Source organism: Acinetobacter sp. NIPH 284 (assembly GCF_000369425.1).
In the GTDB taxonomy this organism is placed as follows: Bacteria; Pseudomonadota; Gammaproteobacteria; order Pseudomonadales; family Moraxellaceae; genus Acinetobacter.
On sequence record NZ_KB850011.1, the window covers coordinates 1315453 to 1337206 of the forward strand.

20 protein-coding genes and 2 pseudogenes are annotated in these 21754 nt (G+C 40.3%); 13 read left to right on the forward strand and 9 right to left on the reverse strand.

Annotation, left to right across the window (positions count from 1 at the left end; genetic code table 11):
- Nucleotides 1-31 precede the first annotated feature (31 nt).
- Entirely contained in the window at nt 32-1000 is a 969-nt protein-coding gene (gene pdxA / locus F908_RS12205) for a 4-hydroxythreonine-4-phosphate dehydrogenase PdxA (RefSeq protein WP_005162318.1), read from the reverse strand.
- A 357-nt stretch (nt 1001-1357) separates the two neighbouring features.
- Complete coding sequence (locus F908_RS12210) at nt 1358-1987, reverse strand: hypothetical protein (protein WP_005162328.1); 630 nt, start codon at nt 1985-1987, stop codon at nt 1358-1360.
- 263 nt (nt 1988-2250) lie between these two features.
- On the opposite strand from F908_RS12210, the gene rplM reads away from it, so the two are divergent.
- The 12 genes and pseudogenes from rplM to F908_RS12265 all read left to right on the forward strand — a co-directional run bounded on the left by rplM (nt 2251) and on the right by F908_RS12265 (nt 8896).
- Complete coding sequence (gene rplM / locus F908_RS12215) at nt 2251-2679, forward strand: 50S ribosomal protein L13 (protein WP_004664909.1); 429 nt, start codon at nt 2251-2253, stop codon at nt 2677-2679.
- Between the two features lie 12 nt (nt 2680-2691).
- Nucleotides 2692-3078, forward strand: a complete 387-nt coding sequence (gene rpsI / locus F908_RS12220) for a 30S ribosomal protein S9 (RefSeq protein WP_004675485.1) — start codon at nt 2692-2694, stop codon at nt 3076-3078.
- Between the two features lie 133 nt (nt 3079-3211).
- Nucleotides 3212-3871: a glutathione S-transferase N-terminal domain-containing protein gene (locus tag F908_RS12225; protein ID WP_005162330.1), complete on the forward strand. Its 660-nt coding sequence runs from the start codon at nt 3212-3214 to the stop codon at nt 3869-3871.
- Nucleotides 3872-3882: 11 nt separating this feature from the next.
- Nucleotides 3883-4308, forward strand: coding sequence for a ClpXP protease specificity-enhancing factor (locus F908_RS12230; protein WP_005162333.1), 426 nt, complete (start codon nt 3883-3885; stop codon nt 4306-4308).
- 17 nt (nt 4309-4325) lie between these two features.
- Nucleotides 4326-4973 carry a hypothetical protein gene (locus tag F908_RS12235; protein ID WP_005162335.1) on the forward strand — a complete coding sequence of 216 codons (648 nt, stop codon included), beginning with the start codon at nt 4326-4328 and terminating at the stop codon, nt 4971-4973.
- A 383-nt stretch (nt 4974-5356) separates the two neighbouring features.
- Nucleotides 5357-5584 (forward strand): annotated as a pseudogene (locus F908_RS12240) (roadblock/LC7 domain-containing protein); the annotation flags it as partial.
- A 61-nt stretch (nt 5585-5645) separates the two neighbouring features.
- A complete protein-coding gene (locus tag F908_RS12245; protein WP_005157902.1) occupies nt 5646-6101 on the forward strand; it encodes a helix-turn-helix domain-containing protein in 456 nt (151 codons plus the stop codon).
- Between the two features lie 16 nt (nt 6102-6117).
- Entirely contained in the window at nt 6118-6657 is a 540-nt protein-coding gene (locus F908_RS12250; RefSeq protein WP_141730351.1) for an IS630 family transposase, read from the forward strand.
- A 5-nt stretch (nt 6658-6662) separates the two neighbouring features.
- Nucleotides 6663-6797, forward strand: a pseudogene (locus F908_RS15735) (roadblock/LC7 domain-containing protein); the annotation flags it as partial.
- 146 nt (nt 6798-6943) lie between these two features.
- Nucleotides 6944-7903 carry a hypothetical protein gene (locus F908_RS12255; protein ID WP_005162342.1) on the forward strand — a complete coding sequence of 320 codons (960 nt, stop codon included), beginning with the start codon at nt 6944-6946 and terminating at the stop codon, nt 7901-7903.
- An 8-nt stretch (nt 7904-7911) separates the two neighbouring features.
- A complete protein-coding gene (locus F908_RS12260; RefSeq protein ID WP_005162343.1) occupies nt 7912-8454 on the forward strand; it encodes a GTP-binding protein in 543 nt (180 codons plus the stop codon).
- A gap of 22 nt (nt 8455-8476) precedes the next feature.
- Entirely contained in the window at nt 8477-8896 is a 420-nt protein-coding gene (locus F908_RS12265) for a roadblock/LC7 domain-containing protein (RefSeq protein ID WP_005162346.1), read from the forward strand.
- Nucleotides 8897-9004: 108 nt separating this feature from the next.
- On the opposite strand, the gene F908_RS12270 is transcribed toward F908_RS12265, so the two are convergent.
- The 7 genes from F908_RS12270 to F908_RS12300 form a co-directional block, all read right to left on the reverse strand.
- A complete protein-coding gene (locus tag F908_RS12270) occupies nt 9005-10963 on the reverse strand; it encodes an acetyl/propionyl/methylcrotonyl-CoA carboxylase subunit alpha (RefSeq protein WP_034602869.1) in 1959 nt (652 codons plus the stop codon).
- The gene (locus F908_RS12275; RefSeq protein WP_005162358.1) at nt 10963-11787 is read right to left on the reverse strand and encodes an enoyl-CoA hydratase/isomerase family protein; all 825 of its coding nucleotides are present in this window, start codon (nt 11785-11787) and stop codon (nt 10963-10965) included. The genes F908_RS12270 and F908_RS12275 overlap by 1 nt, the downstream gene beginning before the upstream one ends.
- Before the next feature lie 233 nt (nt 11788-12020).
- Nucleotides 12021-14873: an HD domain-containing phosphohydrolase gene (locus F908_RS12280; protein WP_005162360.1), complete on the reverse strand. Its 2853-nt coding sequence runs from the start codon at nt 14871-14873 to the stop codon at nt 12021-12023.
- A gap of 401 nt (nt 14874-15274) precedes the next feature.
- Complete coding sequence (locus F908_RS12285) at nt 15275-16435, reverse strand: acyl-CoA dehydrogenase family protein (RefSeq protein WP_005162362.1); 1161 nt, start codon at nt 16433-16435, stop codon at nt 15275-15277.
- 69 nt (nt 16436-16504) lie between these two features.
- Nucleotides 16505-18118 (reverse strand): acyl-CoA carboxylase subunit beta, encoded by a 1614-nt coding sequence (locus F908_RS12290; protein WP_005162364.1) that lies wholly within the window; start codon nt 18116-18118, stop codon nt 16505-16507.
- Between the two features lie 3 nt (nt 18119-18121).
- Complete coding sequence (locus F908_RS12295) at nt 18122-19042, reverse strand: SDR family oxidoreductase (RefSeq protein WP_005162365.1); 921 nt, start codon at nt 19040-19042, stop codon at nt 18122-18124.
- Between the two features lie 17 nt (nt 19043-19059).
- On the reverse strand, nt 19060-20865 hold the full coding sequence (locus F908_RS12300; RefSeq protein WP_005162368.1) for an acyclic terpene utilization AtuA family protein: 1806 nt from the start codon (nt 20863-20865) through the stop codon (nt 19060-19062).
- A 194-nt stretch (nt 20866-21059) separates the two neighbouring features.
- On the opposite strand from F908_RS12300, the gene F908_RS12305 reads away from it, so the two are divergent.
- A complete protein-coding gene (locus tag F908_RS12305; protein ID WP_005162369.1) occupies nt 21060-21659 on the forward strand; it encodes a TetR/AcrR family transcriptional regulator in 600 nt (199 codons plus the stop codon).
- Nucleotides 21660-21754: the final 95 nt, after the last annotated feature.

Genomic DNA, 21754 nt, shown 5'->3' on the forward strand with positions numbered 1-21754 from the left:
ATAATTCCAACGTGAATAATTTACTCGCCCATTACTGACGAGCTAAATCAAGTGCTAAATCCACTGCAACCTGCAAACTTGATGCTTTTGCCTGTCCAGTGCCTGCAAGAGAAAGTGCTGTACCATGATCGACCGAAGTTCGAATAAATGGCAAGCCTAATGTAATGTTTACTGCTTCACCAAAGCCTTGTGATTTTAACACAGGTAAACCTTGATCGTGATACATTGCTAAAACAGCATCTGCATCTTTTAGATTTTCTGGGGTAAATAAGGTATCTGCAGGCAAACAGAGACTCATCCCTATACCTTGCGCACGATAGCTTTCTAGCACTGGATGAATCACGTCGATTTCTTCTCGACCTAAATAACCATCTTCACCTGCATGTGGATTTAAGCCACAGACCAGAATGCGTGGTTGTGCGATTTTAAATTTGCTTGTTAAGTCCTGAATCAGAATATCAATCACTTGATGCAAACGCTCTTTAGTAATCGCATCAGGTACATCTCGCAACGGTAAATGTGTGGTTGCCAATGCGACACGCAATGTTTTAGTCGCCAACATCATCACCACACGATCCACACTTGCAAACTCTTGGTAAAACTCAGTATGTCCGCTAAATAGAATGCCTGCATCATTAATAATCGACTTTTGCACTGGTGCTGTAGCAACCCCTACACTCCGCCCCGACATCGCATAGTCAGCTGAACGACGTAATTGCTCTAACACATAAGCAGCATTGGCTGAATCTAACTGACCTAAAATAACAGGTTTTGCTAAAGGCACATGCTCAACGAAAAGCTGCCCTGCTAAACTCGACCGTTTTTCGCCCTGAAATGGAATAAGTTCAACATCAATATTTAACTGTTTGGCGCGCTGCTGCAACATCTGGACATCAGCCAAAATAACGATCGGTCGCTCATCAACACGGTTTGCTAGACTTAGACAAATATCTGGTCCAATTCCGGCTGGTTCGCCAGAAGTGACATACAAAGGCAACATGACTCACCAATTCTAATTTTAAGCATTACGTTATAGTTTACCGAAAAAAACAATCCACTCCCCATATAAGCAAAAGTTTTTGAAAAAATATGAAGTGAAAATTTACAAGCTGATAAACAATAAATACAATAAATTTATTTTTACCAATAAATACAAGAATATAAACTATAAAAATAGAATTTAAATGCGACTAAAGAAAATCAATCGGAATAACATTAGAGCGATTAGATGCCACAACACAACGCTGATGAAACACTTAAAATGATTATCCATCAAATTCTATTCCCTCTCAGCGCCCCCTAAATAAGAAGCAATCAAGAAAGAGAATAAAACTAAATAGTGAACAATTTGAAATTTTTAAGGCTTTTTCGCTTTAGGCAGATTTTCAGGCACTAGATTAGAAGGTACAAATTCAACTTGACGAGTCCACGGGTTAATTTTTGGTTGTACCTTTTTCTCAGGTTGAACAACCGCCGTCTCTTCTTTCTTTTCTACCGCAACAACCGCAGCACTACTCGGCTTCTCTATAAATGGATTTGCAATCGGCTCCTTTTTCTCTACAGGTTGAGGCTGCTGCACGAGTTGTGGTTCTTTCTTTTCTGGCAATGGAGGTGTATTTACTGGGTGAGAAGTATAAGGAGATGCTATAGCACCTTGTTTTACAATAGTCTGCGATGATTGTTGATGCAGGGGAGCATTTGCTTGCACTGAAGAACTTGAGGGTTGTGCTAAGGGGTTCGTTTGATCATCTGGTATTTCAAGTGGTTTCATTTCAGCAGTGACCATCATTGCTGGATCAACATGCTCACCACGACTCTCCAAGACTTCAACTTTACGACTTGTACCTTCTTTAGGCTGAAATTCAGAATAATTGGTTACACTGCCCTCATCGACCCATTTGTAGAGGCGTCGTGCATTCGCTTGTGTGGAACAAGCTATTACGCAAATAGCGACTACAATAATGTTTGTAGAAAACGACAATTTCATCAAATCCCCCAAAAGAAGAGGTAAATACTTCTACTTATTTCAAATAATTAATTCAAAAATGATAGGTTAAATACCACCACCTCTCAAGCCAAAAAATGTAGCTAAAAATTAACGGCGATATAGTTACAAAATCGGTCACATTGCAGCAAAATATGACATTAACAATGAATTGTTCTTGTGTGATTTTAGAAATTCATGTAGAATTCGCTCTCCTTTTGTTTGGGCGATTCCTTGCTCAAACCAACTATAATAGGTAGTGGTTAATGAAAACTCTCAGCGCTAAGCCTGCTGAAGTTCAACACGACTGGTATGTTGTTGATGCTTCTGGCAAAACTTTAGGTCGCCTTGCGACTGAAATCGCTCGTCGTTTACGCGGTAAGCACAAAACTTCTTATACTCCTCACGTTGACACTGGTGACTACATCGTTGTGATCAATGCTGAACACGTTCAAGTGACTGGTAATAAATCACTTGATAAGAAATACTATCGCCATACTGGTTTCCCTGGTGGTATCCGTGAGACTAACTTTGAAAAGTTAATCGCTCACAAACCTGAAGCAGTTTTAGAAAAAGCTGTTAAAGGTATGTTACCAAAAGGTCCTCTTGGTTATGCAATGATCAAAAAAATGAAAGTGTACGCTGGTAGCGAGCATCCTCATACTGCTCAACAGCCACAAGTTTTGGACATCTAAGGGATACAGCACATGGCTACTAATTATGGTACAGGTCGCCGTAAGACCGCAACTGCACGTGTTTTCTTATCAGCTGGTACAGGCAAACTCGTAATCAACAATCGTACTTTAGAGCAATATTTCGGTCGTGAAACTGCTCGTATGGTTGTGCGTCAGCCTTTAGAGCTTTTGGAAGCAACTGAAAAATATGACCTTTACATCACTGTTAAGGGTGGTGGTATTGGTGGTCAAGCTGGCGCAATCCGTCACGGTATTACCCGTGCGTTGATCGCTGCTGACGAAACTTTAAAACCTGCTCTTCGTCAAGCTGGTTTCGTTACTCGTGATGCTCGTGAAGTTGAACGTAAGAAACTTGGTTTACGTAAAGCTCGTAAACGTCCTCAATTCTCTAAACGTTAATCGTTTTACGAATTGGACAAAAAACCTCGGATTTATCCGAGGTTTTTTTATTTATATAGTTCTACATATTTCTAAGATGCTTTTCTTATATTTTTTTAGTATGCTAAACCGTTTACTTGATTAGCTTTGTGATATGTCATCTGTTGAAACGACCCCAGTTCAGGGCATTACACTTTATAGTCATGCTGATGATTTCCGTTCACACTGGATTCGTTTTTTACTCGCTGAAAAGCAGATTAAATATCATCTGATTATCACCGATCATGAAGATGAAGATTTGGCTGATCTCAATCCCTACAATCAACTTCCTATGTTGATTGAACAAAATCTAAAACTTTTTTCACCAAATATCATTAGTGAATATCTGGATGATCGCTATCGTCAAAATAAGCTTTATGCGGATGCTCCAATGGCCAGAGCGGAGCAACGTCAATATATTTGGCGTTTTGAACAAGATTGGTTCAAGCTTGCAGATCAAATGCTTAGACATACCGATACGCTGAACCGGCAAGAAAAACAAAAAGCCCAGAAAGAACTTAGAGATACGCTTATTTCACTCACCCCATTATTCCAACATTTTCCTTTTTTTATGTCTGAGACGTTTTCAATCTTAGATTGTATGCTCGCACCAATTTTTCTTAGATTAAAAAGTATGGGAATTGAACTTCCACCGCAACATTGCCGACCTATTTTTTTATATTGTCATCGTGTTTTTAGTCGCCCATCTTTCATTAAATCAATGACAGCTCAAGAAAAAAACAGCTACAATGATTTAATTCCTATGATTAAATAAGCTTGTAAATTATGTCAGATCAATTAAATGTTACACCCACACGCCCTTATCTTGCACGTGCCATTTATGAATGGATTTGTGATAACCAATTGACGCCTTATTTACTCGTTGATGCAACACAACAACACACAGATGTTCCTCAACAATTTGTAAAAGATGGACAAATCGTTTTAAATCTGGCACCCCATGCAATCCATCAATTTCATATGGATAATGATGCTATTTCATTTTCAGCCCGTTTCGGCGGGGTCGCAAAAGATATTTATGTACCTATTCGCGCTGTTTTAGGGCTCTATGCTAGAGAAAATGGACAAGGTTTATTTTTTGATCCAAGCGAATATGCCGATATTCAAGAGACTATCGAAACTCCAATAGAAGATAAAAAGCAAGAAGCCGAACCGAATAAGAAAAAACCTTCTCTTAGGATTTTAGATTAAAAGCGAGGAAATGCACGATGGCATTTGACTTAGTTCAATACTTTTCTGAACAAATTAAACTTCAAAAACCACAGCTCTTTGATCAATACTCATCAAAAGAAAGACTTTATTTTATTGATGAAGTAAATATGCTTGCTCTTGGACAGTTGGTCAGTCTTTGGAAAAAAGATAATCAAAAACTTTATCAGGAAATAAAAACATCTGATCCCCTTTATATCCAAGGAATAGCTAGACATCTTACAACCTCTGCATATAATCAATCCGCTTTAAGCGCTTCTGAGTTAGAGTCAAGTATTTCAGAAATACTTACTTTACAATTCGCAGAATTAAATCAATTAGACCAAACAGGTAGCTTTGGTCAAACAGGTTTAAGTGAGCTTCTCTTAGGTCAAATAGAACATCTATCTGGACAAGCAGAAGATTGGGTTTGGTCAACCAACCAACTCACTGAACTTTTAGGTTCAAAACCAGTCATACAGCAAGAAGTTTCTCTAGAGACAACGATACAGGAATTTAATCAAATGGTACATCAAGCACAACATACTGAAGAAATTTCAACTCCAGAACCAACTACACCGACATGGTCTTTTATTATTGCACCTGTAACAGCACTTATTATTTTATTATTTTTATATTGCAGCTACATTCAGCTGACGACTATTTAAACATATTAAAAAATGATAAAGAAAGTATATTACTTTCTTTATCAAATACTTACAGATATTTAAATCATACTAAAATAACAGAAACTATATGATTATAAAGATTTACATTTGTTTACAATGAAAAAAATAATTTAAACCACCCTATTTTTTGTGACAAAAATCACACTTTTTTTATTTAAAATGTGGTTTTTATGCGTTTTTGATTTATTTTTTTGACAAAAACTGTCATTTATTACCAATTGTATTATTTTAAGTCTGTTTAAGTATTATTGATTTAATAAAAGAGTTTCCTATAATGAGATCAACTGCTTTTGAAAAATAATCTAAAACAAAAGCAGGGAATATGAATTCATAAACAAAGATACGTAAGTAGAGATAATATCATGGCTAAAATTTCACTAGAAAGCTTGACAAATATTGATGGTTTTGTGGCAGCGGCATTAGTAGACACTGAAAGTGGCTTAGCGCTTGCAACTCAAGGCGGGGGCGCAATTGACTTAGAATTAGCAGCAGCAGGTAACACTGAAGTGGTTCGCGCAAAACGTCGTGTTGCAAACTCACTCAAACTTAATGATGATATTGAAGATATTCTAATTACACTTGGTAAAGCATAAGTTGACAAAAATAACTAATCATGCGAAAAAAGTTTTTTTAGTTAACAGATGTTCACACATGCCTCGAATTGTTTCTGTACCACTTAGTTTAGAACAGCGAGAGCGACTCATTTTTCTGGCCAAGCATGCAAAACATTGGCGTGAAAGACAACGTGCCCAAACTATTCTCTGGCTTTCTGAAGGTAAAAGTGTTGCGGAAGTTGCCACTCTACAAGAACGTATCCCAGAAACCATAAGGCTACAACGCCGACGTTGGGAATTGTATGAGTTTGAATCGATTAAAGAAGGTCATCGCTCAGGTCGGCCCAATACATTGATCTCAGACTATCAGGCGAAAATCCTAAATTGGGTCAATACAAGTCCACTCAATGCAGAACAAATCCGAGTCAAACTACATGAAGAATACGAAGTGTCCGTGTCTGTTGAAACCATTCGTAAGTTTTTACGTGATTCAGGTATGGTCTTCAAGCGTACCCGTCATAGCTTGAAAAAAAAGAGATCCGATTGCATTTGAACAAGCAACACAGCAGATTGAAAAATTACGAGAGCAAGCGGCACGTGGTGAAATTATATTAGGTTATGTAGATGAAACAGGGTTTTCATCTACACCTGATAACCGCTATGCGTGGACAAAGATAGGTGATGTTCATGCGGTTGATGCAATAAGATTAAAACGAGTTAATGTCATGGGGTGTTTGCTTTCAACGGGGAAACTGGTGACAAGTTGTTTACAAGAGTCAGTTACAAGCACTTGGTTTTATGCCTATTTAACTGGAATAGCTCAACAAGTAAAACAGACTTATAACCTTCCATTGGTTCTTATTGTTGATAATGCCTCGATTCATAGAAGTAAAAAGATGGCTGATTACAGAGAGCTACTTAAAAGTAACTTTTCGACGAATTTGTATTTTATTCCAGCTTATAGCCCTGAGTTAAATCGAATCGAGATGGTATGGAAGCAGATGAAATATTATTGGCGAGATTTTCAAGTCATGACAGCTGATAAAATAGAGCAATGGGTGGAGAGAGTATCAAACCAATTCGGAAAAGAATACATGTTTACTTTTTAATGACAGCTTATCACCTAATTCGACCATTAGAGAGTAACGGAAATTTATTTCTTTACCTTGTATTAGATCGTAGCAAATCAAACTTAGCAATGGCACGCCACGAATTAAAAACGTTCGAAAAAGAATTAGACTTTGCTTAATTAAAATCTTAAGTTTTTTTAAAATTAGACTTCTTATATTTATTTTAATTATAAAAATTAGAATTATGTAAGAGGTCTTTTATCATTCTTAAGTAAAAGTATAATTTCGTTCAATGCAATATTTTATAAAACATTAAAGTGATACTATGAATGGACATTGCATTAATATCGCAATTTCAGGTATAAGTTTAAAAGTTTCAGATGAATTAAAAATAGAACTTAGAAAAACAATACCTCATGAATTTGGCATTAACTGGATCAATATTTCAGACCCAAATCTCGATTTATTATTAATAAATGAAAACTTTTTTGATACTGAAGGTATCCAACGTATTATTCAACAAAAACAATTACCATGTTTAAAAATTTCTAAGGGGCAAGGTTCTTGCCAAATCGACGAGGACAACACACTCTACCTTCCCTTTCAACAAACCGATGCCTTAAAGAATTGGATACAACTTAGATTGCTAAGTTATATTTCTAATCAACAACCTAAAAATGATTTTCTATCTAATCATAACGCTGTAAGTGAAAAGTTTTTAAAGGATATGCTAAGTCCTGAAAATGCTCGTCTTCATCTTTTTGATGATCATGGGACTTTAGCGATCATTGATACGCGTAGTCAGATTGCATGGTTAGAACCAACTCGCATACACACGCAAACCAATCATAGCTTTAAATATGAATTTGCGACCACTTTTGATTGCACAAAAGTTTCTCGTAAAGTTGAATATGACTTACAGGATTGGTTATGGAATTTATTTTGGCATTCTTTAGATTTTCAAAGACTTGCGCCGAATGAAAATGAATATTTTAAAATTGAACATTGGCCTCAACCTAGTCAAAGTACGGATCGAAAAATTGCACTTTTGCTTTCAGCATGTTTTATACAAGGAGCTCAACTTTCACAAGTGGCAACGCAATTAAAAATCCCAATTCAAACGGTTCAACAATTTATTGCTGCCTGCATCATTTCAAATAATGGGGACATTATTCCAGCAACAGAAAGTCATTATTTGAAATCAGAAGCAGCCGAACAGCCTGTTGAAGAACACAACTTTTTTAATAAATTTTTCGGCAAAATTAGACGCCGATTTGGGCTTTAAGGAATTATATGATTTTACAACAATATAAGATTGTATTTGCTGGAAGTATGGGTGCTGGAAAAACTGAAGCGATAAGATCACTTTCTGAAATTCCTGTCCTTGCCACCGAAGCATTCAATACAGACTCTCAGGCCCATAATAAAATGCAAACGACAGTTGGTATTGATTATGGTGAAATCACATTAGATGATGGAGTAAAGATTGGTTTATATGGAACGCCTGGGCAATCGCGTTTTGACTTTATCTGGCCTGTTATCTGTCAGGGTGCTTTAGGTGTTATTCTATTAGTCGACCACAACAGCAAGGTTCCCCTTGAAGAGCTTGAGGCCTACCTTGACACATTTAAAGACTATACAAAAAATATATCAATTGGTATTACTCATATTGATGAGAACAAAGGTCAGCCAACTTCCATTTATCGGGAGTGGCTGATCCAGAATGAGTATCAATATCCCCTGTTTTTTATTGATGCGCGTAAACAGGAGCATGTTCTGCTCATGATTGAATCACTCATCGCGGCATTAGAAGTCAATTTAAGAGCAATAAATTAATCACTTCATAAAGAGAAGAATTATGTTCAGTATTCCGAGCCAACAACGCACTGCGCCAAAAGAACTCATTCAATTAGCAAAAACACAGGCGAATGACATCTTAACGAATATCCGTGGTATTGATTACATTATGCTTTGTTCTACGGATGGCTTTGAATTGGCATCAATCTATAAAAAGAATCCTTATAACAGCACCAAGTTAGCTGCTGTAAGTAGTTCAATTTTAGCAATGGTCAGTGCATTTTTAAATGAAATTCATTTAACTGGATGTCAGAGTATCACGCTTGATGCTGAAAATGGTAAAGCAATCCTAACTTCGATTCCTGCACCACACCATCCGATGGTGATGGTGACATTAAGTAATAAAGACGTTCTTTTAGGACAATTACTTTATAGCTTAAAACAGGCTAGTGCAGCGATTGTAGCCGCTGATCAAACATAATCCTTAACTCATTGATTAATCCGAAAGGCAATTCTACACACTCACTGATCACGGTTGAAAAGCTATTAAAAAGCTAGGCGTGGAACCTAGCTTTTTAATTTACACATTTTATGCAATTGCGACATTTAATAATAATTGTCGTTTTTTCACTTGTTGTCCAATTTGACCAATCAGCTCATCTACCACACCATCAACATCCGACTTAATTTGTTGTTGAATTTTCATGGCCTCCAGAATCAATAAGGTTTGTCCCTTAACAACTATGTCTCCAGCATTAACCAATAGATTCACAATCGCCCCATCCATCGGCGCACGGATTTTACCATCCCCTACCACTTCAGCAGCTTCAGGTGCGGCATAGGTGATATTTTCAATCACTAAATTACCATTCGCTGTATCTAAATAGAGTTGATTTTGATCAAGTACATAACTCAATTTACGGCGCACGCCATCAACCTTATAGATGATCTGAGTATCGCTTATTTCTACAACCTGAATCGTACAATGCTGATCACATAATCGCACGGTAACTTGCTGTTGATCCATTTCGACTTGTAGTGACAGTTGTTGATCTGCACATTTCAACTTTAATGGTAGCGGCGTTGCAATACCTGTTTGCCATGCCGTTTTTGAAGCCTTATGTTGCGCAAATAGTGTTGCTGCAATCGCTAGACTTTCAAGAGTTGGAACTTGTTGATGTAGGCTGACGTCATCCTGAAAATGCTGCTGGATAAATGCAGTATTGGTATCACCCGCCACAATAATCGGATGACGCAATAAATTTACCAAAAATTGTTTATTGCTATTTACACCAAGCAATACACAATCATCTACTGCACGCGCTAATAAGCGAATAGCATCTTCACGGGTTTTACCATAGGCAATCATCTTCGCCACCATCGGATCATAGAATGGGCTAATTTCACCCGCCTCTAACATGCCATGATCAATACGGACATTCGGCAGCATTGCATCAAAGCCCGCAGGTTGCCAACGTAATACTTTTCCCGTTTGTGGCAAGAAGTCCTGACGTGGGTCTTCGGCATATAAGCGTACTTCGATTGCATGTCCACTTAAACTAAGTTCATGCTGCTGCAAGGGTAAAGTTTCACCATTGGCGATACGCAGTTGCCACTCGACCAAATCTAGTCCCGTAATCATTTCTGTCACAGGATGCTCAACTTGTAAACGAGTATTCATTTCAAGGAAATAAAATTCGCCAGACTGATCCAGTAAAAATTCAACCGTACCTGCACCGATATAATCACAGGATTTTGCTGCCGCCACCGCAGCTTCTCCCATTTTTTGGCGTAACTCAGATGTCATTACTGGGCATGGTGCTTCTTCCACCACTTTTTGATGACGGCGTTGAATTGAGCAATCTCTTTCAAACAAATAAACATAATTGCCATGTGTGTCACCAAACACTTGGATCTCTACATGACGAGATGCGATCACCGCTTTTTCAATAATTAATTCACCTGAACCAAAGGCATTTTCTGCTTCTGAACGTGCGGTTTTTAAGGCTTCCAACAAATCAGCCGACTGGTGTACCAAACGCATACCACGTCCACCACCACCAGCAGATGCTTTGACCATCAATGGAAAACCAATTTTTTCCGCTTGCTCAGCCAAGTATTCAATCTCTTGCTGATCCCCCTCATAACCAGGTACACACGGTACACCCGCTTCAATCATGGCAATTTTAGATAAACGCTTACTGCCCATTAAATGAATCGCAGCGGCGTTTGGCCCAATAAAGGTGATACCGTTGTCGCTACAAGCTTGGGCAAAATCGGTATTTTCAGACAAGAAACCATAACCAGGATGGACCGCATCTGCGCCTGTCTTTTTGCAGGCTTCAATAATATTGGTGATCGACAAATAAGATTCTGAAACTTTAGATGGCCCGATATAAACCGCCTCATCGGCAACTTGAACATGGCGTGCATTTTCATCTGCATCTGAATACACAGCAACGGTCTGATAGCCCATTGCTTTGGCAGTTTGCATCACACGAACTGCGATTTCACCACGATTTGCGACTAAAACTTTTGAAAATTTCATCATTGCTCAGTCCAATTTGGTAAACGTTTTTGAATAAATGCCATCGTGCCTTCCTGCCCCTCTGCCCCACCAACGGCTTGAGCAAACTGCTGTGCAGCAGCATCCAGTAAAGAATCTAGAGGCTCATTTAAAGTTCGATGTAGCAATGCTTTGGTGTTTCGAGATGCCAACGGCGCAGCACGTTTGATCTGTTGAATGGTATCAGCAAGCAATTGCTCAAGCTCAATATCATCACGCACAACCTCATGTATCACACCTAACTTCTGCACAGTTTCACCATTAAAACGTGAACCTAACAATGCCAAACGACGCGCTTGAGTCAACCCAATCCGTTTCACTACGAACGGTGCAATTTGTGCAGGTAATACTCCAAGCCCTGTTTCAGGTAAGCCAAACTGAGCATTATCACGACTAATCGCTATATCAGAGACACATGCTAAACCAAAGCCACCGCCGAGCACTGCCCCTTCTAAAATTGCAACAACCGTTTGAGGAGCTTGATCAACTTGTTCAATCATGGCACCAAAACGGCGGTTAAAATCAACATAAGGCTGTAAACTGCCCACATTCGCCGCTTCAACACGCAAAGCTGCCATATCTTTAATATCACCACCTGCACAGAAATGCCCGCCTTTTCCACGCAGAATTACGGCACGAATCGAGCTATCTTCGGCAATATGAGCAAAGACCTGCTGAATGGCATTGACCATGTTGAGACTCATGGCATTACGGCTTTCAGGTCGGTTCAGCCATAGCGTTAAAATACTGCCTTGTCGTTCAAGCTGGATGCTGTCATCCACTTGTAAAGTATCCAGATTACTCATTTTATTCCTAATTTTTCATTCTTAATCACAGGTTAGCTATACAGGATCAACGTCATACGCAACCACATGATCACAGGGGCAGCATCACCTGGATCAAAGATCCTTGCCCAACATATGACATTGTTATAACCCAAATGACCATGACCTCAGCCCCTCACACAACCCAGCCATGCCTCACAATATATCCCCACTTTACAAACCAAGCAAGTGCTTGGTTTGTAAAATAGGCATTATCATGCGTGATTAGCTTTGGCGGTACGCACCACAGCGTCTATATCTACCTCATCAATTTGATGAGGTGGAATAAACTGTTGAGCATAATCCAGCCATAAACGACTTTGGACAAAATAGATAAACAGTGTACGGTCAAGATGATTTTCCTGACACATTTTTGCCATGATCATCAGCGACTCAGAAATGGTTTTGGCAGATTTGTAAGGACGATCCGCGGCAGTGAGGGCCTCAAAAACATCGGCCAATGCCAGAACACGCTCCTCAACAGACATTTGTGCCGCTTGTAAGCGTCTTGGATAACCCTGTCCATCCATACGTTCATGATGGTTAGTGGCAAGGTCGGGAATACGCTGCAAATGCTTGGGCCAAGGTAATTTGGTCAGCATAATCAGGGTCTGGACGATATGATTGTTAATCGCAAAACGATCTTCGCTGGTCAGTGTCCCTCGGCGAATACTAAGATTATAAATTTCCCCAGTATTTCTTTGGTAATGTGGAAGTTGCATGTCAAAACCATGCATGTTTAATGGATCATCCCGCTCTACATGGGGTTTATAATTTTCATCCCATGCAACGATATGCTCAGGTTTATCTGCCAATAGTCGCTCCTGTACGGGGAGTGGCGGCGCAGGATGATGATAAAGTGACTGTTCCAGTAGCGATAGCCCAAGACGGTTATCAAAATGACGTAACCATGTTCGCTGCCCGATCTGTTCTAAACGTAAAATCGTCTCATCACTTAAAAATTCCCCTCCAATATTGCATTTGGCAATAAAGGCAAAATCATCCTGTAGTTGCGCATACTGTGCATCACGCTGAGCTTCTGCACATGCCTGTTCTGTTCCTGTCAGTTGAGCCTTTAGACACGCTATCTCGGCATCCCGATATAACACTTCAAAACGGGTACGGATTTCATGGATACGGTTGTACAAGGTTTCCAGTTTGGTGGCTTTGTCAATAATATGTTCAGGCGTGGTAATCTTACCACAGTCATGTAGCCATGCCGCCAGACGGAAAGCCTCACGATCATCCGCATTGCAATGGAAATCAGCATATTGCCCTTGTGTTTCTGCTGACAAGTGATCCACAATCATCATTGCCAGTTTGGGCACACGACGACAATGCCCCCCTGTATGGGCACTCTTAGTATCAATCGCATCGGCAAGAACCAGAATGAAAGCCTCCAAAAGCGCTTTCTGTGATTCAATCAATTGCCTGGTTTCAATTGGAATTGCCAACATTCCAGTTAACCGTTCACTAAAAATCAGGAAGTTTTGTGACGTATGTTCATGATCACCTTTATGCTCTAAAATCACATAACCCAAAATGTGTCCATCACGCCCGCGTATGGCAAAGGCCTGACACAGGGCATGACGGTTGGGCTGCTGATTCTCAATGTTACCCAATTGTGCCGCAACGGCATCCACCTGATCTTGTCGTCCATAGGCGGCATTTTTTTGCCAACTGTTATCTTTTGACTGGTAAAGATACACTGCGCCACTATCACAACGAGCGGCCTCTACAAACAACCGAAGCACTTTATTCAGCATGGTATCAATCTGCGGTTCAGCTTGCAGTACCTGACTGATTTTTAACAGTGCTTCCATGGTACGGCTCACATCATCCGTAACATCCGTCAATTGATAGGCTTCATACAACAAACTGAACTCAGGGCTAGGACGACTAAAATCAAAATGTGACATCTGCCGAACACGACGAATATGCTGTTCAATAATCTGGCCAATACGATGACCAAGCCATGCCCCCAAAGCAAGAAGCAGCATCCCCAAAACAATCGCAATCCCAATCATCTGGCGGCGATAAACAGGCAAATCCTTGAGTAGCTCTTGACTTGGAATGGCAACCAATAGCTGTAGCCCTAGTTCACGATATTGGGCAAGTTCAATCTTTCGCCCAAACCATTGTTGATCATCAGCCTGATAGGTCATCACCTGAGTTTGTGATGGTAACTGCCACAACTGTAATAAAGCTGTGTTTTCCAAATGTTGCAGTGCAGGGGCTTGTGTGTTGGATGTGGCTTGATCAATAGCTGAACCCATATTGACCCCAATCACTCCACCCTGACTATCCACCAATGCAATTTGACTATGGGGGGTAATACTCAATTGTTGCAGTGCATCCTTAATTCCATTTAAGGGTAAATCCATCGCAACAATCGCATGGGAATTACTACTGCGCATGGAAAGTGTTACACCCATCAAAGGTGTATCTGCATAAATATAGGGTTTTGAAATGGCAACATCTGTGGTGGCAAGCGCATTGTTATACCAGGGACGTTGCCGAGGATCATACACATAGTCTGGATCTATACGTTGCTCAATCAGGTTGAGCTGCTGATCATAGAATAAAAGTTGGTGTGTACGCTTTTCTGCTACCTGTCCCAACAATGTGCGAACCACGTATTTTGCTTGTTCTGGTGCGCGATAGCTCTGACGTAATGTCGCCTTGGTTAATGGACTCACCAGAAAATAATCACCATTATCATAGCCAATATACACAGCCGTTAATAATGGATTGGCATACAAATTGGTAGTAAAAGCCTCTAGGCGTTGCAACCGCTGGGGCAATGTGCTGGCTTCAACCACAGGATCAAAGGCCAGAACGCGCAGCAATGCTTCAGCAGGATCAATAATTTGTTGTACTTTTTGTTCCGTGATTTGACTGGTCATTTCCGCCTTGCTAGTTGCGGCATCCAGAAGCAAAGTCTTTGCCTCAAACCAGTTAACTGTTGTAAAAGTGACGGATGTCAATGTGATGGCAATGATCATCATCATGGTCATCACCATGCGAATACGCCATTTATGTTGGAGCCGCTGCATTATGCTTTGCATATCTTTGTTCCATGTGTTGTATGTTGCACACGACAAAAGGCCAATATTTTTTTAAATATTCTGGGTATTTGTATAAAATTCTATTTTGGTAGGTCATCACAAACATCATAAGTGAATACCCTGAATATGACAATCCAGAGGGAAAAAATTGCGATGAATTTAAAAATTAAATAATTGATATCAAATAAATATTGATGTTTTTATAAAGATTTTAAAACTATTGTTATAGGTAAAATATTTCGTTTTATTATCGGGATAATGCAAAGCCAAACTTTAGCCCCTTGAGGTATACCAATCTTTCAGCATTTTTAATTGTACCTTTCTAAATCCTCCCTACCACGATGCTTAAGCCGCATCTCAGGGAAGATTTAGACATAGCTAAAATATAAATTAACTTTAGATCACCCTTTCTGCTTCTTCGGCAAGATATCCATCAATTTACAGATAATTCCGAGCATGATTTCATCTGCACCACCACCAATGGAACCTAAACGTCCATCACGATACAACTGTGATGCAGGGTTCTCCCACATAAAGCCATTTCCACCCCAATATTGTAGGCAGCTATCCGCCACTTCTCGAGTTAAGCGTCCTGCTTTGAGCTTTGCCATCGAAGCCATCATGGTGACATTTTCACCAGCAATGTGTTGTTCACAAGCTTGATAAGTAAGTGCTTTTAGCGCTTCAACTTCAGTCATCAATTCAGCAAAACGGAAATGCACATATTGATTATTGATGAGTGGCTGACCAAATGTCGTCCGTTCTTTCGTATAATCAATGGTTTGTTGAATCACATTTTCCAAACCACCGACAGCATTTGCACATGCCCACATACGTTCTTCCTGAAACTGCATCATCTGCATCATGAAGCCCATACCCTCAGCACCCACCAGATTGCGCTGTGGTACACGAACGTTATCGAAATAAACTTGAGCCGTTGTGGTGGAGCGCATTCCTAGCTTATTCAGTGGTTCTGAGAAACTAATGCCTGCAGTCTTCGCAGGAACAATAATCATTGATTTATTGACGTGTGGTTTGTCGTCAGAGGTATTGGCAAGTAAGCAGAAGAAGTCTGCTTGCAGTGAATTAGTAATCCACATTTTGCTGCCATTAATCACATAATCATCACCATCTTTTTTTGCGGTGGTTTTAACCGCTGCAACATCTGAACCTGCATGCACTTCTGAAACTGCAATCGAAGCCACATATTCACCACGAATCGCAGGATTCAGAAACTCTTCTCTCAGTTCTTTACTACCAAAACGAGCAAGTGCAGGTGTTGCCATATCGGTTTGTACACCAATCGCTAGAGGCACACCACCACATGCTGCACGTCCTAATTCTTCTGCCACCACGAGGTTATACGAATAATCTAAACCCAAGCCGCCGTTTTCTTCGGGCTTACAAATACCAAGCAAGCCTAAATCTGCCATTTTCTTAAAGACGTCATGGATCGGAAAACGTCCCGCTGCTTCCCATTCTGGAATAAACGGATTAAGTTCGTTTTCTACAAACTGACGTGCGGTACGGCGTAATGCTTCATGCTCTGCGGTAAATTTCATTATTTTTTTCCTTAAAAATTGTTTTTCCCCTCTCCCTCAGGGAGAAGGCTAGGATGAAGGTATTAAAAATTAAAATCTAGACACACCAAAACGCGTTGGATTTAACTCGCGTTGCTGTGCTTCATAAATGGTCTGTAGCAAGAAGATCAATACTTTACGTGTATCTCTAGGATCGATAATGCCGTCATCATGTAACATCGCTGTATTAAATAAAGCGGTCGATTGCTGTTCCAATTTCATCGATGTACTTTGTTCTAGAAAATCCAACATTTGTGGATTCGGCTCCATACCTGAAGCTTTTTGCTTCCCTTCAGCCACGATACGCAACACTTTTCCAGCTTGAGCTGAACCCATCACCGCCACATGTGAATTTGGCCAAGCAAAAATAAAGTTTGGCGATAAACTACGTCCACACATGGCATAGTTACCTGCTCCATAAGAACCAGCAACAATGATCGAAATTTTGGGTACAGTCGCGTTGGCAACTGCTTGGATCAGCTTAGAACCATGTTTAATAATGCCGTTTTGTTCAGCATCCGTTCCGACCATAAAACCCGTGGTGTTATGCAAGAATAAAAGTGGTCGTTGGGTTTGTTCACAAAGATGAATAAACTGTGCGGCTTTGACCGCTCCTTGTGGTGTGATGGGGCCATTATTGGTGATAATTCCAATATGTACCCCACCCATTTTTGCCCAACCGCAAACAGTAAGCGCATCATATTCTTGTTTAAATTCTAAAAAGTCTGAATCATCAATAATCCGCGCCACGATTTCTTTCATATCCAAAGGTTGCTTCGGATCTTGCGGAATAATGCCTAACAATTCCTCGGCTGAGTAACGAGGTTCTTTATAATCCTGATCGAGACTTTTGGTTTGTTCTTTCCAGTTCAAATGTTCAAAAATTTCACGAGCAATACGAATGCCATCAGCATCATTTTCAGCTAAATATTCAGCTACACCAGAAACCTGAGTATGCATTTCAGCACCACCGAGTTCCTCAGCCTTTGCCACTTCACCTGTTGCTGCTAACAATAATGGGGGACCAGCCAATAACATTTCTGTTTGCTTACGCACGGCAATCACATAGTCAGATAGACCTGGTTGATACGCACCACCTGCGGTGGCATTGCCATGTACCACCGATATTTGTGGAATCCCTGCCGCAGACATTCGTGCCTGATTGGCAAAAGTCATACCGCCATAAGTAAATACTTCGGCTGCATAATTTAAATTTGCGCCGCCACTTTCGGTCAATGTCACAATCGGTAATTTTTGTTCAAGCGCAATCTTTTGCAAACGTAAGGTTTTTTGTACACCCATCGGTGACATGGTGCCGCCTTTGATTGCGCTATTACTGGCAGTGACCAAAGCACGAACGCCACTGACAAAACCAATTCCCGCGATAATACCCCCACCCGCTTCAGAGCCATCTTTATCATCATGCATGTTGTAGCCAACCAAACCACATAGCTCGACAAAAGGTGAATCAGCATCGAGAAGTAAACGTACACGTTCGTGTGGAAGAATTTTACCTTTCTTATCAAACTTCGGTTTTGCTGCATAAGACTTATCAATGCCCTTTTGCTGTACGGCACGCACTTCTGCAATTTGGCTTAATAAAGCATCTCTATTTTGTTGATATTGTTCACTACCAACTGCAATTTCAGATTGAAGAATCGTCATGGTTTAATCCTTGTTTGCATCTTGCGCTTGGGCAGATTGTTGTTCTGCTTTTTCAATCTGATCTTTGAGTACATCAGGAATAAATGCACGATGGAAGCCATTAAAAGACTGGCTATTGGTTGCATCTGCTAACGGATACATCCGTGTTCCTTGTGAAGCTGCACCATCAACTCTTAAGGTCACACCTGAAACAAATGCAGCAGCATCAGAGAGTAAATAACAAATCGCTGAAGAAATTTCCGACTCAGTACCCATTCGTTTTAAGGGCACATTAGCTGCCAAACTTGGAATAATAAATTTGGCAAAGTCACCACTGTAGTTATCCATACCAGAAGAAATAATCCAACCCGGCGCGACACAATTAACCCGAACGCCTGAACGTCCCCACTCGACTGAAGCGGTTTTGGTTAGGTTATCCACACCTGAACGTGCTGCACCAGAATGTCCCATTCCTGGCATACCGCCCCACATATCGGCAGCCATATTGACAATGCTACCGCCGTGTTTTGCCATCCATTGGTTATAGGCTTCACGCATCAGGTAAAAAGTTGAATGCAAGTTATTACGCACTACCGCATCAAAGCCATTGGCAGAAATACTTTCAAGTGCAGATGGAAATTGCCCACCTGCGTTATTGACTAAGCCATCCAGTTTGCTGAATTTTTCAATCACTTCCGCAATCATGTTTTTGACTTGTTCTTCATCACGGTTATCACAGACGATGAAATGGACTTTGCCACCATCTTCTAAAATTTCTTGGCTGACTTTTTCTAACTTTTCAATTTTGCGCCCTGTGATCACCACCTGAGCGCCCAAAGAAGCCAATTCGTGTGCGGTACAACGACCAATACCAGAACCTCCGCCTGTCACGACAATCACTTTGTCAGCAAATGCATCTGCCCTGAAAATTGATTGATAACTCATTTGATTTACATCCTTACTTATTTTTCTAACAGTTGTGCTGGTACTTTGACTGGCATATCTAACAATTGCTGTGCAAATGCCTTACCTTGCGGATCAATACGTAGACTGGCAATCCCACCACCACCCAATGCATTTTCCAACATAAAATTCAGTGCATTCATGGCTGGCAATTCATAACGAATCACTTTTGATTTTTCAGGATCAAGTACATGCTGCATATAGTCTGCAACATTGGCTTCTGTCAGTGCTGCCCGAATCCAAGGTAGATATTCTGCTTTACGGGCAATCACCCCAATATTGCTATGATTACCCTTGTCGCCACTGCGCGCATGTGCCACTTCAATTAACGGCACTTCAATTTCATCGCCTTGATAGCTCGCCACTTCACCCACTGAATGCAGGTTAATATCTTGTGGAGCTAAACCTGTTGGAATCTGAACTGGATGACGTTGCCCTGCAAAATCCACCTCAACCTTGATTTGATCTTTATCAATTAAGAAAGAGAAAAGCTTCACCACTGCCGAAGCTTTAGGACGACCACCAACAATCCCCGCTAATGCAGGTGCCATACCTGTAGATGCCTGTGCAATTTCCGAAGCAAAGAACATACAGGCTTCTTTAAACATGTGTTTCACAGCAATCTTAACCACCACTTCACGGCTATCTTTCACTCTAGTATGCGAACCATAGGTGCTTTCGATACCCAGAATCTCCACCGATTTTTCACTAAATGGCGGAACTGAACGTAAAGCCAATACACGTTCGCATTTATTTAGAATCGCATCGGCAATGGTTTGCGCTTTTTCAGGTGCTTCACGACCTGCAATTAAGAAGCTCACTAAAACACGATAACCATCCGCATAGGTAGCACTGACTTTATATTGCTGCGTTGGTGCACGACCAGTCGCACCTGTAACTTTTACTCGATCTTCACCGATTTGCTCTAAATGAACTTGGCTAAAATCAGCCGTCACATCAGGAAGCAAATAAGCTTGAGGATTACCAATCTCATAAACAATTTGTTCTGCGACTGTTGCTGTTGAAACCAAACCACCTGTGCCTTGTGGTTTAGTCACAATAAAGGAAGCATCGGCACTGACTTCTACAATTGGAAAGCCCATATTGTCAAAGCCCTGCACCAAACGCCAATCGGTAAAATTACCACCTGTACATTGAGCACCACATTCAATCACATGCCCTGCCAATGAACCCTGTGCCAACTTGTCATAATCATCCAGTGACCATTTGTATTCATGCAGTAGGGGTGCAAGCACAACCGCCGAATCGACCACCCGCCCCGTAATCACAATATCCGCACCTAAATCCAAGGCATCACGGATCGCAATCGCCCCTAAATAGGCATTACTGCTGGCTACATGATGTGGTAAAGCATCACCATTAAACATTTCCTGAACATTTTGTTTCAGTAACTCAGCATGTTTGGGTAATACATCATCCCCAAGTACCACAGCAACTTTTAAATCCAAGTCTTTTTCATCAATTATTTTTTGTAAGGCATCACGACACGCTAAAGGATTAACACCGCCAGCATTACTGATCACTTTAATTTTTTTCTCAGCAATTTTATTAATCAGTGGTGCCATCACACGGCTAACAAAATCCAATGCATAACCATGATTTGGATCAGTCATCATTGTCTTTGCCATGATCGACATGGTAATTTCTGACAAATAATCAAACACTAAATAATCAATATCACTTAGATGTACCAACTGAAAAGCGGCTGTGTTGGTATCCCCCCAAAAGCCTGATGCACACCCAATTTTGATTACCTTCTGATCATCCTGCTTGATGCTTGTCATGCGCTTTCTCATTGTTATTTCTAAATTGGCATAACATTACCAAGCAAGTGCTTGGTTTGTAAAGGACATAATGATATGCTGTATTGGCAAAAATAGACAAATCCAAGCAAATGCTTGTTATAAAAAGATAAGACAATTCATGAAATGAATTTTGTTACAATGCTCACTAGATTTAATAGGATAGACGGACTGGCATGATCGCAACTTCAATTGAGCAAATACCTAAAATTGTATGTTTTGACGATAGCCCACGTGGGCGTTTGCTGCTTGGTGCTGCTTATTTATTTTATAAACAAGGTTATGACAAAACCACGGTTCGCCAATTAGGTGAATTTATTGGTATCCAGTCAGGTAGCTTATTCCATCATTTCAAAAGTAAAGATGAAATTTTAGCGACTGTCATGGAACAAACCATTATTTATAACTTTGTACGGCTTAAAGAAGCGGCTGAACGTTCAAATGAGCCAGAACAACAATTACGTGATTTAATCAAAGCTGAACTGATTTCGATTACTGGGGATACAGGTGCAGCAATGGCCGTACTCGTTCATGAATGGTTTGCCCTCTCCAAAGAGAAACAAGACTATCTTCTAAAGATGCGTAATGAATATGAGCAAGTTTGGCTGAATGTGATTGAAAAATTACGTGATCAAGGCAAAGTTAAACATGATGCATTTATTTGGCGTCGATTGATTGGTGGTTCTATTTCTTGGTCGGTGACTTGGTACAGACCTGAAGGTAAAGTCAAAGTGGATGAGCTGACTGAAATGGTTTGGGAAATGGCTTTAAAATAAGTAAGATATGAGACGACATAACTTAACGTTCCACCCAATCATGGTATTTCTATTGTAAAAATTCTTTGTTAATCTGCAAGCAATATAACAGCAGA